This is a genomic window from Rhodovulum tesquicola (assembly GCF_024128855.1).
Taxonomy (GTDB): Bacteria; Pseudomonadota; Alphaproteobacteria; order Rhodobacterales; family Rhodobacteraceae; genus Rhodovulum; species Rhodovulum tesquicola.
Map to the genome: position 1 here is coordinate 129,016 of NZ_JAMYDV010000009.1, position 11,567 is coordinate 140,582.

General features: G+C 67.7%; 13 protein-coding genes and 1 pseudogene. 6 read left to right on the top strand and 8 right to left on the bottom strand.

All coding sequences use genetic code 11. The annotated features are described in order from the left end of the window. Positions 1 to 14: 14 nt before the first annotated feature. Positions 15 to 1,166: a LysM peptidoglycan-binding domain-containing protein gene (locus NHN26_RS10045; RefSeq protein ID WP_253089345.1), complete on the top strand. Its 1,152-nt coding sequence runs from the start codon at positions 15 to 17 to the stop codon at positions 1,164 to 1,166. A gap of 48 nt (positions 1,167 to 1,214) precedes the next feature. Here the strand turns inward: NHN26_RS10045 and NHN26_RS10050 are convergent, their stop codons facing one another. The 6 genes from NHN26_RS10050 to NHN26_RS10075 all read right to left on the bottom strand — a co-directional run bounded on the left by NHN26_RS10050 (position 1,215) and on the right by NHN26_RS10075 (position 5,568). Continuing rightward, positions 1,215 to 2,012, bottom strand: a complete 798-nt coding sequence (locus NHN26_RS10050) for an ATP-binding protein (protein WP_253089361.1) — start codon at positions 2,010 to 2,012, stop codon at positions 1,215 to 1,217. Between the two features lie 44 nt (positions 2,013 to 2,056). Continuing rightward, positions 2,057 to 2,941 (bottom strand): twin-arginine translocase subunit TatC, encoded by an 885-nt coding sequence (gene tatC / locus NHN26_RS10055; RefSeq protein ID WP_253089346.1) that lies wholly within the window; start codon positions 2,939 to 2,941, stop codon positions 2,057 to 2,059. Continuing rightward, positions 2,938 to 3,339 (bottom strand): Sec-independent protein translocase protein TatB, encoded by a 402-nt coding sequence (gene tatB, locus NHN26_RS10060; protein WP_253089347.1) that lies wholly within the window; start codon positions 3,337 to 3,339, stop codon positions 2,938 to 2,940. Before tatB ends, tatC begins: the two co-directional genes overlap by 4 nt. A 24-nt stretch (positions 3,340 to 3,363) precedes the next feature. Beyond that, positions 3,364 to 3,576, bottom strand: coding sequence for a twin-arginine translocase TatA/TatE family subunit (tatA, locus tag NHN26_RS10065; RefSeq protein WP_253089348.1), 213 nt, complete (start codon positions 3,574 to 3,576; stop codon positions 3,364 to 3,366). 108 nt (positions 3,577 to 3,684) lie between these two features. Beyond that, entirely contained in the window at positions 3,685 to 4,827 is a 1,143-nt protein-coding gene (locus NHN26_RS10070; RefSeq protein WP_253089349.1) for an ABC transporter ATP-binding protein, read from the bottom strand. A gap of 144 nt (positions 4,828 to 4,971) precedes the next feature. Beyond that, positions 4,972 to 5,568, bottom strand: a complete 597-nt coding sequence (locus tag NHN26_RS10075) for a transglycosylase SLT domain-containing protein (protein ID WP_435594198.1) — start codon at positions 5,566 to 5,568, stop codon at positions 4,972 to 4,974. A 207-nt stretch (positions 5,569 to 5,775) separates the two neighbouring features. Between NHN26_RS10075 and gatB the strand changes: the two genes are divergently transcribed. The 4 genes from gatB (at position 5,776) to NHN26_RS10095 (ending at position 9,609) form a co-directional block, all read left to right on the top strand. Further along, complete coding sequence (gene gatB / locus NHN26_RS10080) at positions 5,776 to 7,284, top strand: Asp-tRNA(Asn)/Glu-tRNA(Gln) amidotransferase subunit GatB (RefSeq protein WP_253089350.1); 1,509 nt, start codon at positions 5,776 to 5,778, stop codon at positions 7,282 to 7,284. Positions 7,285 to 7,424: 140 nt separating this feature from the next. Continuing rightward, complete coding sequence (locus tag NHN26_RS10085) at positions 7,425 to 8,399, top strand: hypothetical protein (RefSeq protein WP_253089351.1); 975 nt, start codon at positions 7,425 to 7,427, stop codon at positions 8,397 to 8,399. A gap of 20 nt (positions 8,400 to 8,419) precedes the next feature. Continuing rightward, positions 8,420 to 9,127, top strand: coding sequence for a tetratricopeptide repeat protein (locus NHN26_RS10090; RefSeq protein WP_253089352.1), 708 nt, complete (start codon positions 8,420 to 8,422; stop codon positions 9,125 to 9,127). A gap of 68 nt (positions 9,128 to 9,195) precedes the next feature. Next, positions 9,196 to 9,609: a DUF4177 domain-containing protein gene (locus NHN26_RS10095; RefSeq protein WP_253089353.1), complete on the top strand. Its 414-nt coding sequence runs from the start codon at positions 9,196 to 9,198 to the stop codon at positions 9,607 to 9,609. On the opposite strand, the gene NHN26_RS10100 is transcribed toward NHN26_RS10095, so the two are convergent. Continuing rightward, positions 9,606 to 9,863 carry a BolA family protein gene (locus NHN26_RS10100; protein ID WP_253089354.1) on the bottom strand — a complete coding sequence of 86 codons (258 nt, stop codon included), beginning with the start codon at positions 9,861 to 9,863 and terminating at the stop codon, positions 9,606 to 9,608. The genes NHN26_RS10095 and NHN26_RS10100 overlap by 4 nt on opposite strands. A gap of 76 nt (positions 9,864 to 9,939) precedes the next feature. Here NHN26_RS10100 and NHN26_RS10105 point away from each other — a divergent pair, with 76 nt between their 5' ends. Further along, positions 9,940 to 10,566, top strand: coding sequence for a J domain-containing protein (locus NHN26_RS10105; protein WP_253089355.1), 627 nt, complete (start codon positions 9,940 to 9,942; stop codon positions 10,564 to 10,566). Positions 10,567 to 10,900: 334 nt separating this feature from the next. Here the strand turns inward: NHN26_RS10105 and NHN26_RS10110 are convergent. Next, positions 10,901 to 11,440 (bottom strand): annotated as a pseudogene (locus NHN26_RS10110) (methyl-accepting chemotaxis protein); the annotation flags it as partial. Positions 11,441 to 11,567: the final 127 nt, after the last annotated feature.

An 11,567-nucleotide genomic window follows, 5' to 3' on the forward strand; every position in this document is an offset into this window, starting at 1 on the left:
GCGAGGATCGAGCGATGTCCATCTCCGACCATGCCGCCCGCTTGCCCGCCCGTGTTCTTGCCCTGGGGCTTGGGGCCGGGTTGCTGGCTGGCTGCGAAAGCGGCTGGGATTACGATTTCCGCGACATGGGCGGCAGCGAAGGCCAGGCCGTCAGGGTCGAAAGCGGCCCGCGCCCCGACCCCGATGCCCGTGGCGTGATCTCCTACACCAATTACCAGGTGGCGGTGGCCCGGCGCGGCGACAGCCTGAGCGACGTGGCAAATCGCGTGGGCCTGCCGGCCGAGGAACTGGCGCGCTATAACGGCATACCGGGCGATGCCCGTCTGCGCGAAGGCGAGATCGTCGCCCTGCCCCGCCGTGTGCCGGATGGCGGCACCGCCTTTGGCGGGTCGCGCAGCGATGACCGGATCGACATCACCAACATCGCGGGCGATGCGATCCAGCGCGCCGAACCCACCGCGGGCGCCGTCACCCCGGCCCGGGGGCCGGAACCCCTGCGGCACAGGGTCGAGCGCGGCGAGACAACCTATTCCATCGCGCGTCGCTACAATGTCACGCCCCGCGCATTGGCCGACTGGAACGGACTTGGCCCCGACATGGCGGTGCGCGAGGGGCAATTCCTGCTGATCCCGACACCCGCACGCGAGGTCGCCGCCGCGCCCGCCGTCGCGGCAACCCGCCCCGGCGCCGGATCGGCCGCCCCCACCCCGCCCAGCGCAGCCAAGCCGCTGCCGCGCGACGAAACGACGACGGCGGCGGCGGCCCCGCCCGCCGCCCCGGCCTCGCCGCAGATGCAGACGGAAAGCACGGCCCAGGCCCGGTTCGCGATGCCGGTGCAGGGCAGCATCATCCGCGGCTATCAGAAGGGCAAGAATGACGGGATCGACATCTCGGCCCGCGCGGGCAGCCCGGTGAAGGCCGCCGCGGACGGCACGGTCGCCGCGATCACCCGAGACACCGAACAGGTGCCGATCCTCGTGGTGCGCCACCCCGACAACATGCTGTCGGTCTATGCCAATATCGATGGGATCGCGGTCGAGAAGGGTGCCAGCGTCAAGCGCGGCCAGACGCTGGCCCAGGTGCGCGCGGGCAACCCGGCCTTTCTGCATTTCGAGATCCGCAAGGGCTTCGAAAGCGTCGATCCGATGCCCTATCTGACACCGTGATCCCTGAGCAAGTCGGGTATCCGGACCGGGAGGAAGGCGCGGGCGCGTTCAGATCCGGACGCCGCGGCGTGCGGCGAGATCGGTAAAGAACTGCCAGGCCACCCGCCCCGAACGCGCCCCGCGCGTGGCCTGCCATTCGATCGCCTCGGCCCTGAGCGTTGCGTCGTCGATGAAGAGGCCATGGGCGTCGCAATAGCCGCGGATCATCGCGAGATACTCGTCCTGGCTGCACGGGTGAAAGCCCAGCCACAGCCCGAAGCGGTCCGATAATGACACCTTTTCCTCGACCGCCTCGGACGGGCTGATCGCGGTTGAGCGTTCGTTCTCGATCATGTCGCGCGGCATCAGGTGGCGCCGGTTCGAGGTGGCGTAGAACACCACATTCTCGGGCCGTCCCTCGATCCCGCCATCCAGCACCGCCTTGAGCGACTTGTAATGCTGGTCGTCATGGGAAAAGGACAGGTCGTCGCAGAACAGGATGAACCGCTGATCGGGGGCCGCGCGCAGCAGCGTCAAGAGCCGGCCGATCGTGGGCAGGTCCTCGCGCTGGACCTCGACGATCTTCAGCGCGTGGCCCTCGGCGCGGATCGCGGCGTGGATCGCCTTGACGAGACTCGACTTGCCCATGCCGCGCGCCCCCCACAGAAGCGCGTTGTTCGCGGGCAGTCCCTGCGCGAAATGCCGGGTATTCTCCAGCAGCGTGTCGCGGGCGCGGTCGATCCCCTGCAACAGGCCCAGGTCCACCCGGTTCACCTCGGCCACCGGGGCGAGACGGTCGGGCGCGACATGCCACACGAAGGCATCGGCGCCTGCGAAATCGGGGGCCTCGGCGGGGGCGGGGCTCATCCGTTCCAGCGCCTCGGCAATCCGTCTGAGCGCATCCGCCCCGGTCACGGGCGCGCGTCCCCGCCCTGATCGAACTCCTTCATCAGCGGGTCATCGTCCGAGTCATCCTCGAACCAAAGCCCCTGTTCGCGCAGTTCCTTCTCGCGCTTCTTCTCGACGCGGCGGACCAGAAGGATCGAGATCTCGTAAAGCCCGTAGACCACCATGAACAGGATGATCTGGGTGATGACATCGGGCGGCGTGACCAGCGCGGCCAGCACAAGGATGCCGACCACCGCATACTTGCGCATCGACCCCAGACCCGCCGCCGAGACAAGCCCCGCCTTGCCCATCAGCGTCAGCAGCACCGGCAACTGGAAGCACAGCCCGAAGGCCAGCACGAACTTGATCGTCAGCGACAGGTATTCCTGCACCGATCCGTGAAAGGTCACGCCCGCGGTCTGCGACATGACCTCGCCGCCCTCGACCGGGATCGCACCGACCTGCTGGAAGCCGAGGAAGAAATCGAAGGCCAGCGGCGTGACAACGTAATAGGCAAAGGACGCGCCGAGGAAGAACATGAAAGGCGAGGCGATCAGGAAGGGCAGGAAGGCGTGCTTTTCCGAGCGGTAAAGCCCCGGTGCCACGAAGCGCCACATCTGGTAGGCGATCAGCGGGAAGGCCAGCGCAAGCCCGCCCACCAGCGAAATCTGGATCGCGACAAAGAAGCCTTCCTGCAACTTGATGAGGTAGAGCCCGCAATCCTGCCCGCGCGAGGCCAGCGCGGAACAGATCGGCCGGGTCAGGAAGTTGAAGATCGGCTGCCACACGAGGAAACAGGCCACCATGGCCGTGATGAAGCCCGAGACCGAATAGATCAGCCGCGTGCGCAATTCCGCCAGATGCTCGATCAGCGGGGCAGAGCTGTCGTCGATCTCTTCGCTCTTCATGCGTCGCTCTTGGTCTCGGGGGCGGGCGCGGCTGCGGGAGCCGGTGCCGAGGGCGCTGCGGGGGGAGTTGTAGTCCCCGGGGGTGTCGCGGTGCCGGACGTTGCCGTGCCGGGGGACCGCTTCGGCTCCCATTTCTCGAAAGCCTCGGCCGCCTCGTTCAGCGTGTCGAGACCCATCTTGCGCGGATTGGCGATGTCCTTCAGGTCCTTGACCGTGTCCTTCATGCCGGCCGTGTCGGCGGCATCGTCCATGGCGCGCTGGAACTCGCGCGCCATGTTGCGCGCCTTGGCGGTGAAGCGGCCAAGCGTGCGGAACATGCCCGGCAGGTCCTTTGGGCCCACCACGATCAGCGCCACGATGCCGATCAGCAGAAGTTCGGTCCAGCCGAGGTCGAACATGGGACTATGCGCGGGACAGGCGGATCAGGCCTTGTCCTTCTCCTGTTCGGGGGTGACGTCGCGCGCGGCCTCGAGGCTTTGCTTGGCCTCTTCCGTCTCTTCCTTGACGCCCTTCTTGAAGGCGGTGATGCCCTTGCCGACCTCGCCCATCAGCGACGAGATCTTGCCGCGGCCGAAAAGCACCAGCACCACGACGGCGATCAGCAGCAGGCCGGGAAGGCCGATATTGTTCAGCATGGGTCTCTCCCTCCGGGCGGGCATGTCCCGCCCCGCATGGAAATCTGTCTGTCACATCTATTGGGTCTGACGGCCAGATCAAAGACCCATTCCATCGCATTTCCGCAATTATTTGCCTATTCCTGCCACCCGCGGGGCGCCCGCATCGCGCCAGTCGACACGTTCATGGCCCGGCGCGGGGAAGACGAAACAGCGGTCGCGACGGATCATCAGCCACATGGGCGTGCCGGGCCGGGGCAGGAATACCGCGGGCACGGTCGCCTTCAGGATCGTCGCGTCGTAATCCATCCGGAACTCCACCAGGCTTTCCGACCCCATGAAGCGCGCGCGTTCCACCACGGCGCGCGCCGCCACGCCGGTTTCGGGCGTCGGGTTCGGGCCGCGGCCGTTGCGGTCGAAGTCGATGCGGATATGCTGGGGGCGGATGATGATGTCCACCTCGGACCCGTCGGGCATTGCAGGCGTCAGGAACTGGCCAAAGGCGGTCTCCGTCAGCAGGTTCTTCACCTTGCCCCGGATCACGTTGATATCGCTGAAGAAAGCCGCCGCTGCCCGATCCATTGGGGCGTTGTAGATATTGTAGGGCGCGCCCTGCTGCACGATCTTGCCGTGCCGCATCAGCGCGATCTCGTCGGCCATGCGCATCGCCTCGTCGGGCTCATGCGTGACAAGCAGGACGGCGGCGCCCTCTTCCTTCAGAACGCTCAGCGTGTCGTCGCGGATCTCGTCCCGCAGGCGATTGTCCAGCCCCGAAAAGGGTTCGTCCATCAGCATGATCTTGGGCCGCGGCGCCAGCGCGCGCACCAGCGCCACGCGCTGCTGTTCGCCGCCCGACAACTGGTGCGGATAGTCGTCGATATGGCCCAGCAGGTCCACCCGTTCCAGCAACTGCTCGACCCGGCGGCGTTTCTCGGCGCGGCTGCCGGTTAGCCCGAAGGCCACGTTCTCGGCCACGCTCAGATGCGGGAACAGAGCGAAATCCTGAAACATCAGCCCGACCGAACGGCGTTCGGGCGGCAGACGGAACACCGTGTCGCAGACAAGGTTGCCGTCGATGAAGATATTGCCGCTGTCCTGCATGTCGACGCCCGCGATCACCCGCAGAGTCGTGGACTTGCCGCAGCCCGACGGCCCCAGAAGACAGGTCACCTGCCCCGGCATCACCTTGAGCGACACATCATCCACCACCGTCCGCCCACCGAAGACGCGGGTGATGTTCTGGATTTCCAGCCGGGGGGTTAGGGAACTCAAGACCTGCCTCGCACGCGTTTTCCGATGGAAACTATCGGGATTCCGGGGCAGATATCAATGCGCACCGCCCCCCGCAAGGCCGGGGGACAGTGCTGTGCCCATAAGATGGGCAGATGCGGTCAGGATCGGCCAGGCCCGGACCGCTCAGCCCCGGCAATAGGGCTGCGCCCGCGTCCAGGCGGCAATCTCCTCGCGCTTGGTGGACACGCTCATCGGCCCCCAGTCGGCGGCGACGCCGCCACGCCCGGCCGCCACGACGCCATCGCGCGGCACGGTCCGCGCAGCGATGCGGATCGCACAGCTGATATTCGCCGCGCCGTCCTTCAGCGCCTCGCCATTGGTCGCCGAACAGCCGTGCTGGCGCGCGGTCGCCGGTGAGATCTGAAGCAGCCCGAACCAGCGCCCGCCGCCGCCCACGGCCTGCGGGTTCCAGGTGCTTTCATGCTTGGCCAGCGCCGAGAACAGCCCGGCCCAGAAGGCCTGACGCTGCGCCGTGCCCGCGGTTGCATAGGCCGGGCACCATTGCCCGATATCGGCCGGAACGGTCTGGGCCAGCGTCGCGCCATGGCTCGACAGCGCCTTCAGGCTTGCCTCTGTCCAGCTCGGCGCCTCGGGACGGTGATCCCAGCCCATCCGGGGCAGGTCCCCGGGCATGAAGGCGGCACGGCTCGCGCCATCGGTGGTCTTCACGCATCCCGTGACCGCCATGGCGAGGCAAAGGGCAAGCGGCAGAAATCGCATCGACTGACCATGATGTTGCACCGGGCGCAATTTGTCCGGCGCGCGAGTTCTGACCGCCCTGCGCCCACCGGGCAACCCTGTCCTTCGGGCATGCGCGACGCACCGCCGATCGCGGCCTGCCCGATCGGCGATCCTCCGCCGCCCCGTCCCCCTTGCCCGCGCCTTTGCCCTGCCTTAGACAGACCCCGCTGAGAAAGGACCGCCCCGATGCTCGACCTTGCCTATCAAGCCCCCAAACCCAAGGTGATCTCTGGCGCCAAGGCCGATTGGGAACTGGTGATCGGGCTCGAGGTCCATGCCCAGGTGGCCTCGAATGCCAAGCTGTTCTCGGGCGCCTCGACCACCTTCGGCGCCGAGCCCAATGCCAATGTCGCCTTCGTCGATGCCGCGATGCCCGGCATGCTGCCCGTCATCAACGAGTTCTGCGTGGCCCAGGCGGTGCGCACCGGGCTGGGGCTGAAGGCGCAGATCAACCTGGTCTCGGCCTTTGACCGCAAGAACTATTTCTACCCCGACCTGCCGCAGGGCTACCAGATTTCCCAGCTTTATCATCCCATTGTCGGCGAGGGCGAGGTGTTGGTCGACATGGGTCCCGGCATCGCGCGGCTTGTGCGGATCGAGCGCATCCATCTCGAACAGGACGCGGGCAAGTCGATCCACGACATGGATCCGGCCATGTCCTTTGTCGATCTCAACCGTACCGGCGTCGCGCTGATGGAGATCGTCAGCCGCCCCGACATCCGCGGCCCCGAGGAGGCGGCGGCCTATGTCGGCAAGCTGCGCCAGATCATGCGCTATCTGGGCACCTGCGACGGCAACATGCAGAACGGCAACCTGCGCGCCGATGTGAACGTCTCGATCTGCCGCCCCGGCGCCTACGAGGCGTGGCTGGCCGGGGATGCCGAGGCGCTGGGAACACGCTGCGAAATCAAGAACATGAACTCGATGCGGTTCATCCAGGCGGCGATCGAGCACGAGGCCCGGCGCCAGATCGCCATCGTCGAGGACGGCGGCAAGGTGGTGCAGGAGACGCGGTTGTACGACCCCGACAAGGGCGAGACGCGGTCGATGCGCTCGAAGGAGGAGGCGCATGATTACCGCTACTTCCCCTGCCCCGACCTGCTGCCGCTGGAGATCGACCAGGCCTGGGTGGACGAGATCAAGGCCGCGCTGCCCGAACTGCCCGACGAGAAAAAGGCCCGCTTTGTCAACGACTTCGGCCTGACCGAATACGATGCCGGCGTGTTGACGGCGGAGGTGGATTCGGCGGGGTATTTCGAGGAGGTGGCGAAAGGGCGGGACGGGAAGACGGCGGCGAACTGGGTCATCAACGAGCTGTTCGGACGGCTCAGGAAAGATGACCGGGAGATTACCGACAGCCCCGTGAGCCCGGAACAACTGGGAAAGATCATCGACCTTATCACCTCGGGCGACATTTCCGGCAAGATTGCCAAGGACCTGTTCGAGATCGTCTACACCGAAGGCGGGGATCCGGGCGAGATCGTCGAGACGCGGGGGATGCGGCAGGTCACCGACCTGTCGGCGATCGAGGCGGCGGTCGACGAATGCATCGCGGCGAACCCGACGCAGGTGGAAAAAGCCAAGCAGAATCCGAAGCTTGCAGGCTGGTTCGTGGGCCAGGTGATGAAGGCCACGGGGGGCAAGGCGAACCCGCAGGCGGCAGGCGAGATCGTCGCGCGGAAGCTGGGCCTCTGACCGCGACCGGCCCGTTCGGCAAATCGGACTTCCATCGGATTTTCATCGGACTTTCATCGGACTTTTTTCCGATGGCTTGATCGGTCGCCAGGGCCCGGCCTAGGCTGGGCGGCATAGATTTGTCGATTGGAAAGCCGCCCATGGCCGCCCCCCTGAAAAACGCGATCAGGCTGATCGTCGCCATCGGCGGTTTCGCGGCCAGGCCGGACCTGCTGGGCGGGCTGAAAGCCGGTGTAGAGATCCACGACCTTGCGCGCGGGATGCTGGCCAGGATGCCGCCGGGCCTGAAGACGATGGCCGACGACCTGACCGCCGAGGCCGAGGCCATCTTCGGGGCCATGGCGCATGAATTGCCGCCCGACGCCCCGATCCTGTTCGAACAGATGGTGGAAATCGCCCTGCCCGACCCGCAGCAGATCGTGGCGGACGGGATGGATGCCGAGCGGATCGTCGCGACCATGCTGGCCCGCCTGACCCAGATCGAACACACCCGGGCACCGATGCCCGACCTGTTCCGGGCCATCGTCACCCCCGCCTTCGCGCGGCTGCTGGAAAGCCCGAGCTTCGCCGACGACCTGACGCCCGCCTTCATGGCCGGCGTGCTGGGCGATCTGGACCGGATCGAGGGGAAGATCGACAATCTCGGCGCGCGGCTGGAAGATATCGAGGCGCAATCGCGCGAGGCGCTGAACGCGATGGCGCTGCGCTTTGGCGAGCCAGCGCCAGAGGACATGTCCCTGCCCGCGTTGCAGGATTTCCTGACCAAGAAGGCCCGGGACTACCGCGCCCTGAAGGCCGAGGTCGAGGCCATCCCCGATGGGCTGAAACGGCTGTCGAACCTCAAGGCCGCCGCCCGGGGGGCGATCGAGGCGGGCGATCTGGACGAGGTGGAAACCCTGCTGTCGCTTGTGCAGGAGGTGGAGCTGGACGAAGCGGCCAAGACCGCCGAACTGCGCGCCGACAACGCCCTGCTGCGCGGGCGGGCGGAACAGGCCTTCACGATCCTGTCCGCCGCCGCCGACAGCTTTGCGGCCATCGACCCGCGGGCCCCGCCGCGGCGGCGGATCAACTTTGCGGGCCGGCTTTACCAGCACGGCTGCGCTATGGCGGGCTAGGGCTGGCGCTGTCGGCGCGAATGTGGCGGGCGGTGCTGGATGGGCTGGACATCGACGAGGCTCCGCAGGACTGGGCAGGAACACAGAACAATCTCGGCATCGCGCTCGAAACCCAGGGCACCCGCACCGCCGGTCCGGAGGGCGCGGCCCTGCTGGGCGAGGCCGTCGACGCCTATCGCGAAGCGCTGCGCGTCCGCACCGAGGCCGACCACCCGGTGGACTGGGCCATGACGATGCAGAACCTTGGCGCTGCGCTCATATCTCAGGGCGACCGCACCGCCGGGCCGAAGGGCGCAGTGCTGCTGAGCGCGGCCGTCACCGCCTATCGCGAAGCGCTGCGCGTCCGCACCGAGGCCGTCCACCCGGAGGACTGGGCCATGACGATGCAGAACCTCGGCAATGCGCTCCAGACCCAAGGCAATCGTACCCCCGGGCCGGAGGGCGCGGCGCTTCATGGCGAGGCCGTCGCCGCCTATCGCGATGCAGTGCGCGTCCGCACTGAGGCCGAGCATCCGGTGGACTGGGCCATGACGCAGGAGAACATGGCGCTGGCGGAGGAAGCGATTGCTGCGCACGATTCTACGGTCGACCCGCGCCCGCATCTGGAGGCGGCGCTGGATCATGTCGAGGCGGCGCTGCGGGTCTATGACCCCGTGCATATGGCCCACGATTACGAACAAGCCAATGCGCTGCGCGCGCGCATCCTGAAACGGCTCTCCGAAAGCTGATCGGGGGGCGGTGGGCGGCGGGGCTCGAATCGGCTAGGAGGGGCGAGGCGAAGAGCGCGGGACGGGCGATGAGCGTTTACGAATACAGGGTGCTGCCTGCCCCCGAGCGGGGCAAGCGGGTGAAGGGGGCGAACGGGGCGGCGGATCGGTTTGCGCTGGCGCTGACCGAGATCCTGAACGCGATGGCGGCCGAGGGCTGGGAATACCAGCGCGCCGAGAGCCTGCCCTGCAGCGAGCGCAAGGGACTGACCGGGCGGATCGAGGTCACGCAGAACCTGCTGGTGTTCCGCCGGGCGCGGATGCCGGGCGAGGGGCGCGCCCTGCCCGACAGCCCCGAGGCGATCGCGGCGGCGGCGGCGGCCTCGCTGGCGGGCTTTGCCGGACGGGGCGTCCCGCCTGCGGGGGTGCCGAGCCTCGGCGCGCCGAGCCGGGCGCCGGGGCCGCGGCCGGGCCGTCCGCTGGGCCCGGCACGGGACGACTAGACGCGGATGTCGAGCGCCAGCGCGTGGATGCGGGCGACCAGGTCGGGGCCGAGGGCGCGGTGGATGGCGCGATGCCGCTCGATCCGCGAGAGCGGCGCAAGGGCGGGGGCGGCGATGGTCACGCGGAAATGCGTCTCGCCCCCCTCGCGCCAGCCCGAATGGCCGCGATGGCGTTCGCTGTCATCGACCACGTCGAGATGCTCGGGGGCGAGTTCCGCCATCAGACGGTCACGGATTTCCTCGGCAATGCTCATTTTTCGTCCTTCGCCCCCTTCATTCTCACACTCAACTGACTAAACTCTCTGGTCCGAGTCGCAAAGGGCACAGGCCATGACGAAAACCGATCCCTTCGGGTTCGACATCTCCGTCTCGGCGGACAAGAAGAAGCGCACGCGCGGGCGGCGCGGGATGTCCGGGGCGTTCGAGACGTCGCAGCGGGTCTGCGAGCATGCGGGCTGCAACCTTGCGGGGCAGTACCGCGCGCCGAAATCGCCCGATCATCTCGACGAGTACCTGTGGTTCTGCAAGGAGCATGTGCGGGAATACAACCTGCGCTGGAACTTCTTCCATGGCGTCACCGAGGAGGAGTTCGAGGCGCAGATCGACAAGGACCGGGTGTGGGAGCGCGAGACGCGGCCCTTCGGCAATCGCGACGAACAGCGGGCGTGGTCGCGGCTGGGGGTGGACGATCCGATGCAGGTGCTGGGCGAGAATGCCACGCGCAATCCGGGGCGCAAGAACGGGAACACGCGGCGTCTGCCGCCGACGGAGCGCAAGGCGCTGGAGATCCTGGGCGCGGAGGACAGCTGGACCAAACTGGAGATCCGCAAGCAGTACAAGTCGCTGGTCAAGGACCTGCACCCGGACATGAATGGCGGCAACCGCGCCGACGAGGACCGGTTGCAGGAGGTGGTCTGGGCCTGGGACCAGATCAAGGACAGCCGCAGCTTCAAGTAGGGCCGCAGCGCGGCGCGGGCCGGGGGCGGTCGTTGCGACCCGGACGGGTCGTTGCGGACGCTGGGGTGCGTGCGCGCCTGTCCTTCAAAGCGGCAGCAAGGGCCGCGGCGGCGCGGCGCGCGGCGTTCCGCGCGGATGGCGGCCGCTGTTCTGCGGATCGGGGGTCGCCGGGGCCTGTCCTTCCGCGCCCGGCCGCGCTGTCCGGGGGGATGCCGACCATCCCCCCGGACAGCCGCCGGGCGAGAGACGGGGGGGGGTGCGCCGTGACAGGAGCGGCGCTGGCGGGCCGGGGATCGGGGTTCTGACGTCGATCCGGGGAGGTCCGCCCGGCGGGTCAGGAGGCCGCGCGCCTGTGCGGGGCCTGCGCGGCATAGGCCCGTCCATCGTCGATCCGCGCGATGCTGTCGGAGGGCGTGCGGAACAGCGCCACCTGCCGGGCGAGTTCGCGCGCGTCGTTGGCGAGGACCTGACTGGCGGCGGTCGATTCCTCGACCATCGCGGCGTTCTGCTGGGTCATCGTGTCGAGATGGCCGACGCCGGTGTTGATCTCGTGCAGCGTGACGGCCTGTTCGGCGGCGCCGCGCGAGATCTCGGAGATATTGGCGTGGATGCCCGCCACCCCCTCGATGATCTTCTGCAACTCGTCCCCCGCGTGCCCGACCAGCCCGACGCCGGTCTTCACATGCCGCGCGCTTTCCTCGATCAGCGTGTTGATCTCGCGCGCGGCTTCCGCGGCCCGGCCGGCCAGCGCGCGCACCTCGGATGCGACGACGGCAAAGCCGCGGCCCGCATCGCCTGCCCGCGCCGCCTCGACCCCGGCATTCAGCGCCAGAAGGTTGGTCTGGAAGGCGATGTCGTCGATGACCGTGATGATCGTAAACGGTGTTTTGCCCCCACCTTCCTGTGATTTTTCCGTTCTGCGAGTCCGTCTCTGTTGGCTAACAGGGGTGGAGTTTCTCCATGGAGACTATGACGGAGTTTCTCAGTTCACTTGGCGTGGT